At 58.5% G+C, this 19,209-nt stretch carries 17 protein-coding genes and 1 tRNA gene; 15 read left to right on the top strand and 3 right to left on the bottom strand.

Features of this window, described 5'->3' with window-relative positions:
- Positions 1 to 73: 73 nt before the first annotated feature.
- Positions 74 to 1,342 (bottom strand): phosphoribosylamine--glycine ligase, encoded by a 1,269-nt coding sequence (gene purD, locus KP699_RS00260; RefSeq protein ID WP_215761228.1) that lies wholly within the window; start codon positions 1,340 to 1,342, stop codon positions 74 to 76.
- Positions 1,343 to 1,408: 66 nt separating this feature from the next.
- Between purD and xseA the strand changes: the two genes are divergently transcribed.
- The 6 genes from xseA (at position 1,409) to KP699_RS00230 (ending at position 7,747) form a co-directional block, all read left to right on the top strand.
- On the top strand, positions 1,409 to 2,869 hold the full coding sequence (gene xseA / locus KP699_RS00255) for an exodeoxyribonuclease VII large subunit (protein WP_215761226.1): 1,461 nt from the start codon (positions 1,409 to 1,411) through the stop codon (positions 2,867 to 2,869).
- 120 nt (positions 2,870 to 2,989) lie between these two features.
- Positions 2,990 to 3,337 carry a hypothetical protein gene (locus tag KP699_RS00250; RefSeq protein ID WP_025828312.1) on the top strand — a complete coding sequence of 116 codons (348 nt, stop codon included), beginning with the start codon at positions 2,990 to 2,992 and terminating at the stop codon, positions 3,335 to 3,337.
- 99 nt (positions 3,338 to 3,436) lie between these two features.
- Positions 3,437 to 3,521, top strand: a tRNA-Leu gene (locus KP699_RS00245).
- Between the two features lie 35 nt (positions 3,522 to 3,556).
- Positions 3,557 to 4,744, top strand: a complete 1,188-nt coding sequence (locus KP699_RS00240) for a phosphoserine transaminase (RefSeq protein ID WP_215761224.1) — start codon at positions 3,557 to 3,559, stop codon at positions 4,742 to 4,744.
- 188 nt (positions 4,745 to 4,932) lie between these two features.
- Positions 4,933 to 6,846 carry a CocE/NonD family hydrolase gene (locus KP699_RS00235; protein ID WP_215761492.1) on the top strand — a complete coding sequence of 638 codons (1,914 nt, stop codon included), beginning with the start codon at positions 4,933 to 4,935 and terminating at the stop codon, positions 6,844 to 6,846.
- Positions 6,847 to 6,928: 82 nt separating this feature from the next.
- On the top strand, positions 6,929 to 7,747 hold the full coding sequence (locus KP699_RS00230) for a creatininase family protein (RefSeq protein WP_252346706.1): 819 nt from the start codon (positions 6,929 to 6,931) through the stop codon (positions 7,745 to 7,747).
- A 123-nt stretch (positions 7,748 to 7,870) separates the two neighbouring features.
- On the opposite strand, the gene KP699_RS00225 is transcribed toward KP699_RS00230, so the two are convergent.
- Complete coding sequence (locus KP699_RS00225) at positions 7,871 to 9,262, bottom strand: NAD-dependent succinate-semialdehyde dehydrogenase (protein WP_215761223.1); 1,392 nt, start codon at positions 9,260 to 9,262, stop codon at positions 7,871 to 7,873.
- Between the two features lie 32 nt (positions 9,263 to 9,294).
- Positions 9,295 to 10,323, bottom strand: coding sequence for an alcohol dehydrogenase AdhP (adhP, locus tag KP699_RS00220; RefSeq protein WP_215761221.1), 1,029 nt, complete (start codon positions 10,321 to 10,323; stop codon positions 9,295 to 9,297).
- A gap of 240 nt (positions 10,324 to 10,563) precedes the next feature.
- On the opposite strand from adhP, the gene KP699_RS00215 reads away from it, so the two are divergent.
- The 9 genes from KP699_RS00215 to KP699_RS00175 all read left to right on the top strand — a co-directional run bounded on the left by KP699_RS00215 (position 10,564) and on the right by KP699_RS00175 (position 19,200).
- Positions 10,564 to 11,586 carry an aspartate-semialdehyde dehydrogenase gene (locus KP699_RS00215; protein WP_077930777.1) on the top strand — a complete coding sequence of 341 codons (1,023 nt, stop codon included), beginning with the start codon at positions 10,564 to 10,566 and terminating at the stop codon, positions 11,584 to 11,586.
- A gap of 140 nt (positions 11,587 to 11,726) precedes the next feature.
- Complete coding sequence (gene sdhC / locus KP699_RS00210; protein ID WP_077930778.1) at positions 11,727 to 12,200, top strand: succinate dehydrogenase, cytochrome b556 subunit; 474 nt, start codon at positions 11,727 to 11,729, stop codon at positions 12,198 to 12,200.
- A gap of 1 nt (position 12,201) precedes the next feature.
- Entirely contained in the window at positions 12,202 to 12,615 is a 414-nt protein-coding gene (sdhD, locus tag KP699_RS00205; RefSeq protein WP_025828319.1) for a succinate dehydrogenase, hydrophobic membrane anchor protein, read from the top strand.
- Positions 12,616 to 12,713: 98 nt separating this feature from the next.
- Positions 12,714 to 14,525, top strand: coding sequence for a succinate dehydrogenase flavoprotein subunit (gene sdhA, locus KP699_RS00200; protein ID WP_077930779.1), 1,812 nt, complete (start codon positions 12,714 to 12,716; stop codon positions 14,523 to 14,525).
- A 36-nt stretch (positions 14,526 to 14,561) separates the two neighbouring features.
- Entirely contained in the window at positions 14,562 to 15,344 is a 783-nt protein-coding gene (locus KP699_RS00195; protein ID WP_025828324.1) for a succinate dehydrogenase iron-sulfur subunit, read from the top strand.
- A 220-nt stretch (positions 15,345 to 15,564) separates the two neighbouring features.
- Positions 15,565 to 16,986: a hypothetical protein gene (locus tag KP699_RS00190; RefSeq protein ID WP_215761219.1), complete on the top strand. Its 1,422-nt coding sequence runs from the start codon at positions 15,565 to 15,567 to the stop codon at positions 16,984 to 16,986.
- Positions 16,970 to 17,482, top strand: coding sequence for a GNAT family N-acetyltransferase (locus KP699_RS00185; RefSeq protein WP_215761218.1), 513 nt, complete (start codon positions 16,970 to 16,972; stop codon positions 17,480 to 17,482). Before KP699_RS00190 ends, KP699_RS00185 begins: the two co-directional genes overlap by 17 nt.
- Before the next feature lie 84 nt (positions 17,483 to 17,566).
- Positions 17,567 to 18,229 (top strand): fused DSP-PTPase phosphatase/NAD kinase-like protein, encoded by a 663-nt coding sequence (locus tag KP699_RS00180; protein ID WP_212375647.1) that lies wholly within the window; start codon positions 17,567 to 17,569, stop codon positions 18,227 to 18,229.
- 8 nt (positions 18,230 to 18,237) lie between these two features.
- Positions 18,238 to 19,200 carry a DMT family transporter gene (locus tag KP699_RS00175; protein WP_215761216.1) on the top strand — a complete coding sequence of 321 codons (963 nt, stop codon included), beginning with the start codon at positions 18,238 to 18,240 and terminating at the stop codon, positions 19,198 to 19,200.
- Positions 19,201 to 19,209: the final 9 nt, after the last annotated feature.

The raw sequence follows: 19,209 nt of genomic DNA, 5'->3' as shown, positions 1-19,209 counted from the left end.
GGCGCAGAGATTTAAGAAAAAACGTGTGATAAAAAGATCTATTCTGAATATCACACGTAAAAATAAAGCCCTTCTAAAGGGCGCGGGCTCCAATATCCGTGCGCCATGCCGCACCATCCCATGAGATAGCTTTAACACCTGCATAAGCACGCTCCTGCGCCTGCTGCACTGTGTCCCCCAGCGCACAGACGGACAGAACACGCCCACCGGCTACAACCAGTTCTCTGGCCGCGTTTTCTTTGGTGCCTGCCTGAAAGACGCGTACGCCGTCCAGCGCCTCGGCATCAGCAATGCCGGAAATAACAGCACCGGTTTCGGGTTTTGCCGGGTAACCGCGAGCCGCCATGACGATGCTGATGGCGGCCTGATCCGAGAACGTGACGGGAGTTGTGTCCAGCCTGTCTTCCGCAAGGGCGGCCAGTGCGGGCAGCAGATCAGAGGTCAGGCGGAGCAGAAGAGCCTGCGCCTCCGGGTCGCCAAAACGGACATTATATTCAATCAGTTGCGGGCCGGTTTCGGTCAGCATCAGGCCCGCAAAAATCACGCCCCGGAACGGCGTACCCCGGCGGACCATTTCTTTCAGCATGGGGCGAACCACCAGATCCAGTGCCGCTTCCTGCGCTGCGCGGTCAAACCCGCGAGGCGGAGAGACGGCGCCCATGCCGCCAGTGTTGGGGCCGGTATCACCATCGCCAATGCGTTTATGGTCCTGTGCCGCGCCAATCAGCATAGCTGTCTCGCCCGAGCAGAAGGCGAAGAGGGAGACTTCCTCCCCCACAAGGCAGTCTTCAATCACCACGCTCCGGCCAGCGTCCCCCATGCTGCCTTCGGTCATCATTTCCCGCACGGCGTCCTGCGCTTCGGCTACGGTCTGCGCTACAACCACGCCTTTGCCTGCCGCCAGACCGTCGGCTTTCACCACAATCGGCGCACCGCGTTCGGCAATATAGGTGATGGCCGCTTCCGCACTGGTAAAGCGTTCCCCCCGTGCGGTGGGCACACCTGCGGCGTAGCAGATTTCCTTGCTGAAGCTCTTGCTGCCTTCCAGACGCGCCGCAGCCTGCGTGGGGCCTGCGCAGGCCAGACCGGCGGCCTCACACGCATCGGCCAGACCAGCCACCAGCGGGGCTTCCGGGCCGGGTACAATCAGGTCAACCTGCTGTTCTTTGGCAAAAGTGATCAGAGCGGGCACATCGCTTGCGCCAATGGCAACATTGGTGCCCAGCTCTGCCGTGCCGGGGTTGCCCGGAGCAATGAACAAGGCCGTCAGCCTGGGGGATCGTGCAAGTGTTGCGGCCAGTGCGTGTTCACGTCCGCCGGATCCAACCAGAAGTACCCGCATATTTTTCTCTCTCACTCTGTCAGCTCTGCTCTTTCAGGGCGAGCGTCTGTAGCATAGGTTGGGCAAATGATCGAAGATCTTGCAACAGGGGCACCTTCTGGCGGGAATGTGCCGGAATATAGTGTCTCGGAAATTTCCGGGGCGATCAGGCGTACGCTTGAGGGCAACTTTGGCCGGGTGCGGGTGCGTGGGGAAATTACCGAATTCAAACGCTACCCCTCCGGGCACCTCTATTTTTCTCTGAAAGATGAGCGCGGCAAGATTTCCGGCGTGGTCTGGCGTGGCTCGGTCTCCCGCCTTGGTCTGGTGCCGGAAAACGGGCTGGAAATTATCGCTACCGGCAAGATTTCCGCCTACGGCGAACGCTCCAGCTACCAGCTTGTGGTGGAGCGGATGGAGTATGCGGGGGAAGGCGCTCTGCTGGCCCGCATTGAACGCCTGCGGCTGAAGCTGGCGGAAGAGGGTCTGTTTGACGCAGACCGCAAACGCCCCCTGCCCCTGTTGCCGCGTGTGATTGGTGTGGTGACGTCCGCGCAGGGCGCGGTGCTGCATGATATCTGCACAACCCTCAGCCGCCGCTTTCCGCGCCCGGTGCTGGTGTGGCCGGTGGCGGTGCAGGGGGAAGGGGCCGCCGCGCAGATTACAGCCGCCATTAACGGCTTTTCCGCTCTGGAGGGCAGCGGAGGTGTGCCGCGCCCGGATGTGCTGATTGTGGCGCGGGGGGGCGGGTCCCTGGAAGACCTGATGGCGTTTAATGAGGAAGCCGTGGTGCGGGCTGCTGCTGCGTGTAGCATTCCGCTGATTTCCGCTGTCGGGCATGAGACCGATACCACGCTGATTGATTTTGCATCCGACCGCCGAGCCCCTACCCCGACCGCTGCGGCGGAGCTTGCTGTGCCGGTTCGCACGGAAATGCTGGCGGAACTGGAACACCGGGGCGCACGGGCGCTCGGGGCGCTCTCACGCATGATGCAAACGGCCCGGCTGCGGCTGGACCGGGCTGCGGCCGCCCTGCCCGATCTGCCGGGCCTGCTGGGCACGGCGCGGATGATGCTGGATGATCGTGGCCGCAGGCTGGACGTTGCACTCCCCGGCTTTGTGCAGGGGCGGCGGGCCGCGCTGGTTGCGGTGGAACGGCATATGCCTGCGGTGGAAACCCTGCTGTCGGCGCGCAACACCCGGCTGGCTCTGCTGGGGAGCGGATTGCGGACAGGGTTGCAGCACGCGTTGCAGCGGCAGGAAGCCCGGCTGGGGCGGTTGCGGATTTCTCCGGCTCCGCTGGCTGCACTGGTGCGGGAACGCCGCGCGGCACTGGCGGGTGTGGGGGGGCAACTGGAAGCGGTTTCTCCGCAGGCTGTGCTGGCGCGGGGGTATGCGCTGGTCACGGCGCAGGGCCAGCCGGTCACGTCAGCCCGCAAGCTGAAGATGGGGGAAGATGTTGTGCTGACCTTTGGGGATGGCCAGCGTGATGCCGTTATCAGCCGGAAAAAACCTGCCAGAGCCGAGCAGACCACGCTGGAACTGTAAGGCGGGAGGGAAGCCTGGTTGAGCTTGAATTCTGATCCTGTCTATTGTGTCAGCCTGTGCACACGGCACAGAGAAAAACGGGGGCTGTGAGGCCCGGCCTGCCTTGAGGGGACTGTCCACATGTCTACGCGTTTTCTTCGCCCGCTTGGGTGTTGCCTTGTTCTGGGGCTGCTGGCCGGATGTGCGGCCCAGCCTGCGGCGCAACAGAAAGTCCCGCTCCAGACTTTTCCGGCCAATATGGCAATCCAGCAGGGCACCCCTGCGAATGAAAGCCAGTTGACGAATGATCCGTCTGCCCCGGCCAACACCCCCCTCTGTGGGACGGCCGCGCGGGAGAGTCAGGCCATGGCGGTGCAGAACTACCCTCAGCCGCTCGCCAGCGGGAACAGCTGTGTGCAGAATGCCTGCTTTAATACCCAGACCGGCACCTATATCGCTGCGGACGGTTCCGCGCGCGTCTGCCGGTAATCCCTGTTCTGCTTCGGCCCTGCCCGGAACGGGGCAAGGCGGACCGGAGGGGATGTGGCCTTTTCTGCCAGCCTTTTTGCTGGTAGGGAAAGCCCTGCCGCGAGAGTGACGGAATCGGTAGACGTAGTCGGCTCAAAATCGACCGCCGCAAGGCATAGGGGTTCGAGTCCCCTCTCTCGCACCATAACTTGTCTCACTTCCATGAAACCGGACCGGGTGATGACCTCCACACATTCCTCCAATTCCTCCCGTCCGGCTTGCCGCCCTGCCAATCCGTGCTTTTCCTCCGGCCCCTGCGCCAAGCGTCCGGGCTGGACTGTGGCGGCGCTGTCTAACGCGCTGACAGGCCGGTCTCACCGCTCTGCGGAAGGGCGGGCTAGACTGGCGGAGGTGATTGACCGTTCTGCGGCCATGCTCGGCGTTCCGGAAGGCTGGCGGGTGGGCATTGTCCCGGCGTCGGACACCGGCGCGGTGGAAATGGCATTGTGGTCCCTGCTGGGTGAGCGCCCGGTGGATGTGCTGGCGTTTGAAAGTTTTTCCTCCCTGTGGGCGCAGGATATTGTCTCCCAGCTCAGGCTGGAGAAGGCGCGCGTTCTGAAGGCAGAGTATGGCCAGTTGCCGGATCTGACACAGGTGGACTGGACGCATGATGTCGTTCTGGCGTGGAATGGCACAACGTCTGGCGTGCGCCTTCCTTCCGCTGAGGCCATTCCGGCGCAGCATGAAGGGCTGGTGATCTGTGACGCCACATCAGCCGCCTTTGCGATGGATCTGCCGTGGGACCGTCTGGATGTGGTCACATGGTCCTGGCAGAAAGCGCTGGGCGGAGAGGCCGCGCACGGGATGCTGGCTCTTTCTCCGCGTGCCGTAGCGCGTCTGGAAAGTTTTGAAGCACCGCGCCCGCTGCCCAAGATTTTCCGTCTGACGGGAAAAGGCAAGCTGATTGAAGGCATCTTTCGGGGCGATACTATCAACACCCCGTCCATGCTGTGTGTGGAAGATGCGCTGGACAGCCTGAAATGGGCGGAGTCCGTGGGCGGTCTGTCCGGGCTGAAGGCCCGTAGTCAGGCCAATCTGGCGGAAGTAAGCGCGTGGGAAGCCCGGACGGACTGGGTGGAGTTTCTGGCCCGGAATGACGCCGAGCGGTCATCTACCGCCATCTGCCTGCGGATTGTGGCACCGTGGTTTTTAGCACTGGAGCGGCCCGAGCAGATGAAGGCTGTCAAACAGATGGTCGCTCTGCTGGATGAAGAAGGCGTGGCATTTGATATTGCCAGCTACCGGGACGCCCCACCGGGCCTGCGTATCTGGGGTGGGGCCACGGTCGAGGCATCAGACGTGCGGGCGCTGCTGCCCTGGCTGGACTGGGCCTTTGCTCAGATTACCCCGGTTACCTGCCCGGTCTGAGGCGGGTTTCTGAGAAAACAGGGTGGACGAACCGCCAGATCCAACGCATCGTCTGGGCATCAGCTTGCAAAGCAATGACCAGACAGAAGTGCAGGATCATGGTGGGATATCAGACCAGCTTAAAACAGAACGTCACCGGACATAAAAAGAGCCTGTGGGCCGGTGTTGCCGTGTCCGGACTGTTGCTGATGGCAACGCTTCCGGCCGCGCAGGCCGCCGCACCCACGGCTGAGGCAGCTCCGGCGCATGACCCGCTGAGTGTGCAGACCGGGAGCGATATTCCGGCCAGCGTGCATCTGCCAACGGACCAGCAGCGGGATTATATCAAACGGGAAGTGATGGTCCCCATGCGGGACGGCGTGAAGCTGTATACCGTTATTGTTATTCCTAAAAATGCCCGCAATGCCCCCATCCTTTTAACACGGACGCCCTATAATGCGGGCCACCGTGCAGACCGCGTGCCCAATGCGCTGACCATGCGGGAAGTGCTGCCACAAGGGGATGATGTTTTTGTTGATGGTGGCTATATCCGCGTTTTTCAGGATATTCGCGGTAAATATGGCTCTCAGGGTGATTATGTGATGACACGCCCGCCACATGGCCCCCTCAACCCCACCAAAACGGATGAAACGACGGATGCGTGGGATACGGTGGACTGGCTGGTGCATAATGTGCCGGAGTCCAACGGGCGCGTCGGCATGACCGGCTCTTCTTATGAAGGCTTTACTGTGGTCATGGCGCTGCTGGACCCGCATCCGGCGCTGAAGGTGGCCGCACCGGAAAGCCCGATGGTCGATGGCTGGATGGGCGATGACTGGTTCCATTACGGCGCCTTCCGTCAGGGCTCGTTTGACTATTTTACCAGCCAGATGACGGTGCGGCGGTCAGGCGACAGCATCCCGCGCAGAGATGCTGATGATTACACGAATTTTCTGAAAGCCGGATCTGCCGGAAACTTTGCGACGCAGGCCGGGCTGGACCAGTATCCGTTCTGGCAGCGGATGCACGCTCACCCGGCCTATGATGCGTTCTGGCAGGGGCAGGCGCTGGATAAACTTCTGGCGCAGCGCAAACCCACCGTCCCGATGCTGTGGGAACAGGGCCTGTGGGATCAGGAAGATATGTGGGGCGCAATCCATTCCTGGCAGGCGTTGAAGGATGCGGATATCAAAGCGCCGAATACGCTGGTCATGGGGCCGTGGCGGCATAGTGGGGTGAACTATAATGGGTCTACCCTTGGCCCGCTGGAATTTGAGGGCGATACAGCGCACCAGTATCGGCGCGATGTGTTCCGGCCGTTTTTTGATGAATATCTGAAGCCCGGCAGCCCTGCCGTGCATCTGCCGGACGCCATTATTTACAATACGGGGGATCAGAAATGGGATTATTACCGTTCTTGGCCCTCAGTTTGTGAAACTGACTGCACGGGTGGCCTGACGCCTCTGTATCTGGCGGAGGGGCATGGTCTGAGCTTTACGCGCCCGGCAGCGGATGGGGCAGATAGCTATGTGTCTGACCCGGCACACCCGGTTCCGTTTATCGCGCGGCCCTTTGCGTTTGCACAGGGGGACCGTTGGAAGCCCTGGCTGGTGCAGGATCAGCGGGAAGCAGAATCCCGCCCGGATGTGCTGACCTATGAAACCGAGGTGCTGGACGAGCCTGTCCGCGTAAGCGGTGTGCCGGTGGCAGACCTGTTTGCCGCCACGACCGGCACGGATTCAGACTGGGTGGTGAAGGTGATTGACGTTCAGCCAGCCATGACACCGGATGACCCGAAAATGGGCGGGTATGAGCTGCCAGTCTCCATGGATATTTTCCGGGGTCGTTACCGGAAGGATTTTGCCAAGCCGGAAGCGCTCGAGCCAAACGCCACGCTGCATTATCACTTTACATTGCCTGCCGTGAACCATGTGTTTGCAAAAGGGCATCGGATTATGGTGCAGATTCAGTCCTCGTGGTTCCCACTATATGACCGTAACCCGCAGAAATTCGTGCCGAATATTTTTGATGCCAAACCTGCGGATTACACGGTTGCAACCCAGAGCATCCATCACGGAGGGAAGGACGCAACCTCTATCCTGCTCCCTGTTGTAAAGCAGTAAGGCCACAGGAATGTAAAAAGAGTTTTCAGGCAGGACCATTTTTAAAACGGTCCTGCCTGATTTTTTTTGAAAGAATGCCGGTATGGTTCAGACCAAATTCCATATGGCGCACCTGACCGCATCTGAAATGCGGGAAGCCGTTGCGCGAGCCCCAGTTATTCTGCTGCCTCTGGGGAGCTTTGAAGATCAGGGGCCGCATATGCCAATGGGGGATTACCTTCTGGCGGATGCGATGGCCGAAAAAATTGCCAGAAAATCTGCCCAGGCCGGGCATGAAGTCTATGTTGCCCCGGTTCTACCTTTTGGCGGCGCGGATTATTTTGGATATATGCCGGGTGGTATTGCTCTTTCTCAAACCACTCTTCAGGCTGTCCTGCGGGATATGCTGGAAAGCCTGCTTCGGCATGGGCTGACGCGCCTGATTATCCTGAACGGGCATGGTGGCAACTGCACCATGATCCATGATGTGACACGGAGCCTCTGGCTGCGCGATCAGGTTATCATCCCCAGCTTCTACCTGTGGCGTGTTGCCGCCGGGTTTTTACCGCAGATTGTGGGCGCCGAACGCGCGTCGCAGTCAGGCGGGCATGGCGCTAACCCTCTGACAAGCATCGGGATGCATCTTCTGCCCGATCTGGTCCGGGAAGATCCGATTCCAGAACACAAGGCAGATAAAACGGCGTGGGGTCTCAAGGTTTCAGATTTTGGAACGCTTGACCTGGGCGGTGCTCTTATTTTTGTGCCGCTTGAGGGGGACTGTACAGCGTCTGAGGGTGTCGGGCGGGGAAATCCGCAGCTTTGTTCTGCTGAAACAGGCGCGCGACTGACGGAAAAGCTGGTTGAAACGGGTGTGCGTCTGGTGGAGCATGTAGTCAGGCAGGATCAAAAAATTACAATTTAAAAAGAAGCGTAGAGTTCAGGACATTACGCTAAACTTTAGAATCCATTAAACACGTTCCGGAAAACATAAAAAAGGCGGCAGAACATAGTCTGCCGCCTTTTTTGGTCTCAGCCTGTTATAGGGTCAGGCCGGAGCATCAATCGGCACGACGTTGATCAGCTTTTTATTGATAAATTCTTCAATTCCCAGCATCGCCAGCTCCCGTCCGTAGCCGGAGCGTTTTACGCCGCCAAAGGGCAGGTCAGGTTTGGTCCATGTCGGATGATTGATATAGACCATGCCTGTGTAAATCTGTTTTGCGACCTCAACACCGCGTTTGGTGTTTTGCGTAAAGACAGATCCACCCAGACCATAAGGGGTATCATTTGCCAGAGCGATGGCTTCCTGTTCATCCTTAACAGTAAAGAACAGCGCAACAGGACCGAAAAATTCCTGATAAAAAGCAGGGTTCTCGCGGGTCAGGTCTGTCAGGATTGTGGTCTGAACAAACGCGCCCTGATTGGGGGGTGTCGGCCCTACGCGATGCGCCTTGGCCCCGTTTTTAACGGCCTCTTCAACCTGCTTGTTAATCTGGTCCGCAGCGGACTGCGAGGACATGGGCGGCACCCCCGTAGCATCATCTGACGGGTCTCCGGGAATAAGTTTCCCCAGTTCTTCACTAAACCGTTTGAAAAACTGGTCTGCAATGCTGTCCTGCACAATAATGCGTTTGGAGGCCACACAGCACTGGCCACCATTATTCATGCGGCCCCACACCGCCCATTTGACGGATTTTTCAAGATCAGCATCATCAAGAACAATAAAGGCGTCGCTGCCGCCCAGTTCCATGGTGGTCTTTTTCAGGTTCTTGCCTGCCTGTGCTGCAACGGCGGCCCCGGCCCCTTCACTTCCCGTCAGCGCAATACCCTGAATGCGCGGATCATCAATCAGCTTTTCCAGTTGCTCGCGTGTAGCAAACAGGTTTGTGTAAAGTCCTGCCGGAGCACCAGCCTCATGGAACAGTTTTTCAAACGCCGCAGCACACTGGGGAACAATGGAGGCGTGTTTTACCACCACCACATTCCCGGCCATCAGGTGCGGGCCTGCCACACGGGCGAGTTGGTAGTAAGGGAAATTCCACGGCTCAATAGCCAGCAACACTCCGAGCGGCTGGCTGACGATAACGGCATCATCTCCCCGCTCGCTGCCACCGGGGACTTTCTGCGGGGCCAGAAACTGCTCGGCATTTTCGGCGTAATAATCGAGAATATCGGCAGAGAGGGCGACTTCCCCCAGTGCTTCCCGCTTCAGCTTGCCCATTTCAAGTGTGAGCAGCTTTGCGTAGTCTTCACTTTTGTCACGCAGCAGTCTGGCGGCTTTGTGCAGGATGCCGGCGCGTTCGGCAAAAGACGTTCCGCGCCAGTTTTTGTAGGTTTTCTCTGCCTGTGACAGCAGAGACTCCAGTTCGGCATCTTTCAGGTCAGGAAAAGTGGCGATCGTCTCGTTGGTGTACGGATTAACGGTTTTGTAAGCCATATTCTTGAGCCTTTCCGAAAGCCCCGGAAAAGTCAGGCCCGGAAGTCGATAACAATCCGGCCTTCCACCTTCCCTTCCTCGAGGCGTTCAAAAATAGAGTTTATGTTCTCCAGCCGGTCTGTCTGCGTAACCGATTTCACTTTTCCGTCTGCAAAGAAGGACAGGGCCTCAATCATATCAAGGCGTGTCCCGACAATGGATCCGCGGATGGTGGTGCCGTTCATTACCATATCGAAGATCGAGATCGGAAAGTCACCGGGTGGCAGACCATTGAGAACGAGTGTTCCCCCGGCCCGGACATACCCCATGGCCTGAGAAAAAGCTTTGGTAGACACAGCAGTAATCAGACCGCCATGCACACCGCCCACTTCTTTCTGCATGAAAGCCGCCGGGTCTGTCTCTCTGGCGTTAACGGTCAGTGCTGCGCCAAGTTTCCGGGCGATGGCAAGTTTTTCATCGTCAATATCCACCGCGACAACATTCAGCCCCATCGCGACGCCATATTGCACGGCCATCTGGCCAAGGCCGCCTACACCGGAAATGGCAACCCAGTTTCCGGCCTTGGTATCGGTCATTTTCAGGCCTTTATAGACCGTAAGCCCCGCGCACAGCACCGGGGCGACCTGCACAGGGTCGACGCCTTTGGGGAGGAGAGCCACGTAATTCGGGTCCGCCACCACATATTCCGCAAAGCATCCGTTGACGGAATAGCCGGTATCTTCCTGCTTGCCGCAGAGTGTTTCCCATCCGCCAAGGCAGTGTTCACAATGTCCGCAGGCGGAATAGAGCCAGGGCACACCAACAACATCCCCCTCCCGCACATGGGAGACAGCACTGCCGGCCTTGACGATGGTGCCAACGCCTTCATGGCCGGGGATAAATGGAAGGCTCGGTTTTTTGGGCCAGTCTCCGGCGGCGGCGTGCAGGTCTGTATGGCAGACACCACAGGCAATCATCTTCACCAGAATCTGGTCCGGACGGATTTCGGGGATATCCAGTTCTTCAAGTGTCAGAGGTTTGCCAAATTCGCGGACGATCGCAGCTTTCATTTTTCCTGACATTGTCCCGGTCCTTTTTGGTTTTTCGTTGCTGGAAATGGTTTCCAGAGAGCCGTGTCTTTTCTTTTTGCGCGGCGTGTCCCTGTTATCAGGAAATCCCGCTCATCACCAGATTGTGAGCGGTGAAAACCAGCCTCCCGCTCCCGCCCGGTTTTCCGCGCGTGCCGCAATTCCATTTTTGCCCCGTTTGGTCTAGATTCCCCGCCCGGTCAGGCTTTGGCAGGAATGAGTAAGGGAAGAGTTATGGGGTATCGGGTTGCAGTTGTAGGCGCCACCGGAGCAGTAGGGCGTGAAATTTTAAAGACACTCGCCGAGCGGGATTTTCCGATTGACGATATTGTCGCGCTGGCGTCTCCGCGTTCTGCCGGGCGTGAACTCTCATTCGGGGACCGGGTGCTGAAGGTCCAAAATCTTGAAACATTCGATTTCAAGGGCTGGGATGTCGGCCTGTTCTCCCCCGGTGGGTCTGTTTCCGCCAAATACGCTCCGATTGCGGCCAAAGCGGGCTGCGTGGTGATTGATAACACCTCCCATTTCCGCATGGACCCGGATGTGCCGCTGGTGGTGCCGGAAGTTAACCCGGATGCCCTCAAGCGCATGAAGCGCAATATTATTGCCAACCCCAACTGCTCGACCATTCAGATGGTTGTGGCCCTCAAGCCGCTGCATGATCTGTTTACGCTCAAGCGCGTTGTTGTCTCGACCTATCAGGCCGTCTCCGGCGCCGGGAAAGACGGGATGGATGAGCTGTTTGCCCAGACACGCGGCAGCTTTGTGAATGATCCGCCCAAGATTGAGCAGTTCCAGAAGCAGATTGCCTTTAACTGCATTCCGCAGATTGACCGCTTCATGGATGATGGCGCGACCAAAGAAGAATGGAAAATGGCCGTCGAGACGAGAAAAATTCTCGACCCTGACGTGTCCGTGATCGCAACCTGTGTCCGTGTGCCGGTGTTTATCGGTCATTCAGAAGCCGTTGTGGCGGAATTTGCAGAGCCGGTGGATCTGGCCCGTGCGCGTGAGGCCCTGCGTGAGGCGGACGGCGTGATTCTGCGCGATGAGCGCGAGGATGGCGGCTATGTGACTCCAATTGAGTGCGTGGGCGAAGATGCAAGCTACGTCTCACGTCTTCGTGTCGACCCGACTGTTCCCAATGGTCTCGCCTTCTGGTGCGTGTCCGATAATCTGCGGAAAGGTGCCGCTTTGAACGCGGTGCAGATTGCCGAGACGATGATTGCCCTCGACCTCCTTCCCAGACACGGCTGAGTGAGGTCGCCCCGGCTCGCGGCCTCGTGTTGGCTGCCTGAATTGACCGGTCCGCAGGTTGGGGCGTAGGACAAATTTCGATGCAGAAACGCCGGTCTGGGCCGGCGTAAGGGATAGACGGACAGGATACGAGGCTGACAATGCAGGATATCCGCAAGGCCCTTTACGTAGGGACCCGAAGTGACGGCAGACTCATTCAGCGGCCCATGTCGCCGCATCTGCAAATTTATCGCTATCGCCTGTCTATGGTTCTTTCAATTACAAACCGCCTGACGGGCGTTGCTGCTACCGGCGGCGCTGCTCTGGGTGTGTTCTGGCTGGCCGCTGCGGCCAAAGGACCAAAAGCATTCGCCACAGCCCGCAAGGTGACGGGCAACCCGGTCGGGCAGCTTGTGCTGGTCGGCTGGCTGGCGTCAGTCGTGTATCACACGGTTGGCGGCATCCGGCACCTGATCTGGGATAGTGGCAAACGCTATGACAAGGAAGAGCTTAACAAGGATGGCCCGGTTGCTGTTGGGGTGACCGCCGGTGTCAGCACTGTGCTGGCCGCAGGCCTTCTGGGCGTTGCCGCCCGCCGGGCGCGGGCGCTGGCCAAAGCAGGAAAGGCATCCTGATATGACTGATTCCGCTCCTCATATCGAGGTGATGCGCTCGCAGCTTGGCCGTGCGCGCGGGCTTGGGGCCGGTGGCTCCGGCACGGCGCACTGGTGGGCCGAGCGTGTGACGGCGGCGTCTCTTCTGCCGCTTTCAACATGGTTTATCGTCCAGATGTTCCGCCTTGGCGGCGCAGACCATAAGGACGTTGTGAAATGGGGCGGCAAGCCGGTGAACGCCACCATGCTGACCGCGCTGATCATTACCACCTTCTATCACGCGCAGCTCGGCCTGCAGGTGATTGTGGATGACTATGTGCATGGCAAGGCGCATCTGCCGACCCGTATTCTGGTCAAACTCGTTACCTCTCTGCTCGGGCTTCTGGGCGTGTTTGCGGTGATAAAACTTGTGGCTGCCGGTAACCGGCGGTCCTGACCAGAGCTGAACCCGGTGCCGCCTGTTTGCGCCACATGTCGCGGCGGCACGCAATCTGAAGACATGACAGGCCGAACGCACATGGGAGCGCCGTCACGATGAATGCCAATACCTCTCCGTCCCGGGGAGCTTACCGGATTGTCGATCACGCTTATGATGTCGTGGTTGTTGGAGCAGGCGGTTCCGGCCTGCGCGCCACGCTGGGCATGGGGGCCGCAGGCCTCAAAACCGCCTGCGTGACCAAGGTTTTCCCCACACGGAGTCACACGGTGGCCGCTCAGGGCGGCATCGGGGCATCTTTGGGGAACATGGCCGAGGATAACTGGCGCTGGCACATGTATGACACCGTGAAGGGGTCTGACTGGCTGGGCGATCAGGACGCCATTGAATATATGTGCCGCGAGGCTGTGCCCGCCGTGCAGGAACTGGAACATTTTGGTGTGCCGTTCTCCCGCACGGAAGATGGCAAGATCTACCAGCGTCCGTTTGGTGGCCATATGAGCGACTACGGCAAGGCCCCTGTGCCGCGTGCCTGCGCCGCCGCTGACCGTACGGGCCATGCCATTCTGCACACGCTGTATCAGCAGTGCCTGAAACATAATGTTGAGTTCTTTGTCGAATATTTCGCCATTGATCTGATTATGGATGAAGATGGCGCCTGTCGTGGTGTGATGGCTTGGTGTCAGGATGACGGCACGATCCATCGCTTCAACGCCAAGATGGTGGTGCTGGCAACGGGCGGCTATGGCCGTGCCTATCAGTCCTGCACTTCCGCCCATACCTGCACGGGTGATGGCAATGCCATGGCCATGCGGGCCGGTCTGCCGACGCAGGATATGGAATTCGTGCAGTTCCACCCGACAGGGATTTATCCCGCAGGCTGCCTGCTGACGGAAGGCTGCCGTGGTGAAGGCGGGTATCTGACCAATTCCGAAGGCGAACGCTTTATGGAGCGTTATGCGCCGACTGCAAAAGATCTTGCCTCGCGCGATGTGGTCTCCCGCGCCATGACGATCGAGATTAAGGAAGGCCGTGGCTGCGGGCCGAAGAAAGACCATATCATGATGCATCTTGAGCATCTTGGGTCAGACCTTCTGCACCAGCGTCTGCCGGGTATTCTTGAAACAGCGCGTATTTTTGCCGGTGTGGATGTTACTAAGGAACCCGTGCCGGTTCTGCCGACGGTGCATTACAATATGGGCGGGATTCCGACCAATATTCACGGTGAAGTTGTTCGCCCGACAGAGAAAGACCCGGATGCGGTTGTGCCCGGCCTGATGGCTGTGGGTGAGGCCGCCTGTGTGTCCGTGCATGGTGCAAACCGTCTGGGCACCAACTCGCTGCTGGATCTGATTGTGTTTGGGCGTGCTGCGGCCAAACGTGCGGCGGAAATTGTCAAACCGACCGACTTTATCAAGCCGCTGCCGCCGGGTGCCGGGGATGCCGCGCTCGACCGTCTGGACAAGCTGCGTTACGCTAAGGGCGGCACCAAGGTTTCCGCCATGCGTGACCGTTTGCAGCGTGACATGCAGGCCCACGCAGCCGTTTTCCGCACTGAGGAAAGTCTGCAGGAAGGTGTTGATAAAATTCACCAGATCTGGGCTGACCTTGGGGATATTTCCGTCTCTGATTCCTCACTGATCTGGAACAGTGACCTGATGGAAGCGCTGGAATTTGAAAATCTTCTGGCCAATGCAACAGTCACGCTGGAAAGCGGGCTGGCCCGGCATGAAAGCCGTGGCGCGCATGCGCGGGATGATTTCCCCAAACGTGACGACAAGGAGTGGATGAAGCACTCCGTTTCCTGGCTGGATGAGAAAGGCGGCGTGAAGCTGACCTACCGTCCGGTGCATCTGAAGACCCTGACGGATGACGTGAAGGTCTTCCCACCCAAAGAGCGCGTTTACTGAGCCGACGGGTAGAACGGGCGAAAAAGGGAGGCGAACATGGTCGAACTCAGACTGCCGCGCAACAGCGAGATCGGGAAAGGCAAAACCTATCCCGCTCCGGCTGGCGCTAAAAATGTCAGAACGTTCAGGGTTTATCGCTGGACGCCGGATGATGATAAAAATCCGGTTGTGGATTCCTATGAAGTGGATCTGGATACCATCGGGCCGATGGTGCTCGATGCCATTATCCACATCAAGAACGATGTGGACCCCACGCTGACATTCCGCAGATCCTGCCGCGAAGGGATTTGCGGCTCCTGCGCGATGAATATTGATGGTGAAAACACGCTGGCGTGCCTGAAGCCGATCAAGGACATCAAGGGTGATGTGCGCATCTATCCGTTGCCGCATATGCCGATTGTCAAAGATCTGGTGTCCAACCTTGATGGGGCTTATGCGCAACTGCGTTCCATCAGCCCGTGGTTGCAGTCAGACAGCGCACCGCCGCCAGATGCCGAGCGCAAGCAGAGCATTGAAGAGCGCGCCAAGCTGGACGGTATGTGGGAATGCATTCTGTGCTTCTGCTGCACCACGTCCTGCCCCTCCTACTGGTGGAACGGGGACAAGTATCTTGGCCCGGCAGTGCTGCTGGCGGCGTATCGCTGGATTGCAGACAGCCGTGATGAACATACCGGAAACCGGCTGGATGATCTGGAAGATACGTTCAAGCTCTATGCCTGCCGGACTATTATGAACTGCACGCAGACCTGCCCCAAAGGGCTTAATCCTGCCAAGGCGATTGGCCGGATTAAAGAATTGCAGATTGAACGGAAAGCCTGAGAGACACGGTTTTCCGGGCAGGTCAGCCTCTCTGATCTGTAAGGTTTGAGTGAAAAATGCGGAAACCCGGTGCGTCATGCAGGCGCGCCGGGTTTTTGTTTTTTTGATAAGACAGGCATAGTCTTGCAGCCCGTCAGACAGTGCAGAGGATAGGGGTGTGCAAAGGCGAGAAGACAGGAAAAATCTGTTGTTCTCAAAGCGGATATTCTCCGGAGTCGGCTTGCGCGGGCTACAAGTCCTGCTGTTTTGTGGCGTTGTGCTCTATGTGCTGAGTTACGCCATCATTCCGTTCTCGGATGGAGATCCTGCCTATTACGCCATCGTCGGGCGCGGTCTGCTGCGGGACCACGCCCTGCCCTACCAGTATGCTTTTGATCACAAACCCTTGGGGGCTTACCTGTTCTATGGGGTGTGGGACCGGATTGTTCCTTTTTATCCGGGCAAATTTACACTTCTGGCAGGACTTCTGATCGGGGTTTTTGTCGCCCTTGGCCGTACGTTCGGGTCATTCAGCCGGATAACCGCCTTTGCTCTTTTTAGTGTCTGTGGCGCTCTTTTTGATGTGCTGTCAGGCAATACAGAACTTGTTGTGGTAACGGGGCAAGCAGTGTGTCTTGCGGCCCTGCTCAGGGGTATTGAGACAGACGCCTCAGCCCTGTTCTTTCTGGCTGGATGGGTCGCGGCTTTTACGGTTTCAATCAATTATCTGGCGGCTGTGTGCCTTGTTGGACCTGTGGCGCTGATACTGCTCTCTCCCGGATGGTTCCGGCTTTCCCGCTGCATGCTGGCAGGGCTGGGAGTGCTGGCAGGCTTTGGGGTGCTGTTTGCGCCGTATGCTTTTGCCGGACAGGGCGCGTTGCAGACGTATTTTTCCATGCAGTTTGGGTTTCTGCACCACTATGGTGTTGCGGTATCGGAACGCATACCGGGCGTTCTGCGCATGGTTTTTTACGGTGCTCTGATGGCTCCGGTGCTGGTGGCATGGGTCAGGCGCTTTCCACCCGGCCTGCGGCAGGAGGCGACCCGCCGTACCCTGATCCTGCCAGTCTGGTTCCTGTCCTCATTTCCGGCGACGTTGCTCTCCGGGCATGCTTTTGATCATTATTTTACGCTGTGTTTTGCGCCGGTTGTGCTCATGCTCGCTATTCTGTGGAAAGAGGGGGCACGCCCTTCCACTCTGTCTCTGATGCCTCTGCTGGGGCTCTCTTTGGTCTGTGTGGGGCTTGAGACGAAAAAGAATTTCAATATCGCGCGGGATATGGCGCATGTGGATTATGCCGAGGTGGCGCGGCTGGTCGGGGATGCGCCAGTTCTGAATATTCGCACTTACCACGCGGTTTTTTATCGTTCTGATCTAAAACCGTTCGATGTGTATCTGTTCAGCACACATATCGATATTCTGTTCGGTGATCACGCATGGATGCGTTATATGCAGGACCTTCGGCAGCATCCCCGCTTTGTTATAGCCCCTTATGCAGGGTGTGCGCGGCATGTGATGGAAGCGCCGGTCTGCCAGTGGCTTCAGGACTATTATGAGTATGTTTATGCCGTAAATGTTCCGCACAGACATACAAGCGGACCGAATAAATTCTCTTTTTCACTCTACAGATTTCGGGAACAGAAAGATGACGACGGTTCGTGACGCCTGTCCGGAGGATATCCCGCAGATTACCAGCATTTATAACCATGCAGTTCTGCATACCACGGCCATCTGGAATGATCAGGTAGTGGATGATGCAAACCGTCTGGCATGGCTACGGGAGCGCCAGCAGGCGGGGTATCCGGTTCTGGTGGCTGTCTCAGCGGAAGGGCGGGTGGCAGGCTATGCGACCTTTGGCCCCTGGCGGGCGTGGGACGGATACCGGCAGACAGTGGAACATTCCGTCTATGTGCATCCGGAGTGCCAGCGGCAGGGTGTCGGGCGGTTGCTGATGCAGGCCCTGATTGAGCAGGCGCGTGCGCAGGGGAAGCACGTCATGGTGGCGGGGATTGATGCCGCCAATACCGGTTCTGCCGCGCTGCACAGGCAGTTCGGGTTTGAAGCGACGGGGGTGATGAAAGAGGTTGGCTGCAAATTTGGCCGCTGGCTGGACCTGACATTTTTTTGCCTGAGGCTGGATGTGCGGCCTAACCCCTGAAGGACGAGCGGGGGTTGAAAATATTGACGCTGAAGGAGCAGGGTGAGACACCAGTCCTTTCCATGGAACGGAGCAGTGTAGTTCGTGTTTGACGGCCATCTTTCCTCCCTTGCCGGTCGTACGCGGGCATGGACCGACAGTTTGTTTGTGGACCACGCCATTTTCCGGCTGGTCTGGACAAACTTTCACGCCGTGGTGCCGGGTAAGGTGTACCGCTGTAATCACCCCACCCCGGCGCGCCTGAAATGGGCCATGCGGCGGTTTAAGCTGCGTACGCTGGTAAATCTGCGCGGCCACCGGAAGTGCGGGTCCGATGCGTTGTCCCGCACTGCGGCGGCCAGACTGGGGCTGGCCCATGTGGATATGGCGTTTGAAAGCCGGGGCGCACCGCACCGGGACCGCATTTTGCGTTTTGCAGGCCTGTATCAGCAGATTGCATTCCCGATGCTGATGCATTGCAAATCCGGCGCGGACCGGGCCGGGCTGGCATCCGGGCTGGTGATCCTGTTTGAAGGCGGCACGGCGGAGCGGGCGCTGAAGGAACTGTCCTGGCGGTTCGGGCATTTCCGCCAGTCCCGGACCGGTATTTTGGATGCGTTTTTCCTGCGGTATCAGGCCGAAGCCGAAGGGCGTATTCCGTTTCTGGACTGGGTGCGCGATGAGTATGATGAAACGGCTCTGAAGCGTGACTTTGTGGCCGGAAAAATTGCTTCTTTCATGACAGATCAGGTTTTACGCAGAGAGTAAAAAAGAGCATGGATGCACAGTCTGCGCGGGGCACACCGGCTGACACCCTGCCTGCATCCCACCCGCCGGTGCCTGTTTTTGCTGCGGCGCTGGCAATTTTATCGTGGGCCAGTTCGTATCCTGTAGTGCGGCTGGCGTTGCAGTTTTTGCCCCCCATTCCTCTGGCCGCAGCGCGGTACGCGCTGGCCGCACTGCTGGCGCTGCTATGGGTTGGCTGGACGCGCCCCCGGTTGCCGCGTGTGCAGGATCTGCCGCGTTTTGCTGTGTGCGGCGCGATAGGCATTTCCCTTTATAATATCCTCTTCAATGTGGGGGAGCAGACCGTCTCAGCCGGGGCGGCCAGTCTGCTCATCAGCTTTTCACCTCTCATTGCGGCACTTCTTGCGGTGGGCATAATGGGGGAGCGACTGTCTGTCTGGGGCTGGGTCGGCTCCCTGATCAGTTTTGGGGGGGTGATACTGGTTGCGCAGGGGCAGCCGGGCGGCCTGACATTTGGCTCCGGTGCGGCGGATGTGCTGGGGGCGGCGTTTTCCGCTGCGGTTTATAATGCCGTCCAGAAAAAACTTGTGGCAGTATATGGGGCTTTGGCGACAACGGCTTACGTGCTGATTATTGGTGCAGTGCTGCTTACTCCATGGCTTCCGCAGGCGTTGAGCAGTTTACAGGCGGCACCCGTGTCCGGCTGGCTTCTGGTTGTGCAGCTTGCTGTCTTTCCCGCCATTCTGGGCTACGGGGCCTGGGCGCATGTGGTGGGCAGGATTGGCGTTGCCCGCTCCTCCGGCTTTATCTATCTGCTGGCTCCCACAACATTATTGCTGGCGTTTCTGATCACGGCGGAAGTGCCCGACTGGCGGATGCTGCTAGGGGGAGCCATTATTCTGGCCGGTGTGGCGCTGATGAATACGCTGGGCCGTATCAGGCCCGGCCAGAAGCAGCCTGCTTCGCAGTCACAAAAAACGCCGGAGGTCTGACCCCCGGCG

It is taken from the genome of Acetobacter sp. P1H12_c (assembly GCF_018811975.1).
GTDB classification, from domain to species: domain Bacteria; phylum Pseudomonadota; class Alphaproteobacteria; order Acetobacterales; family Acetobacteraceae; genus Acetobacter; species Acetobacter persici.
This window is presented reverse-complemented; position numbering and strand designations above follow the sequence as displayed.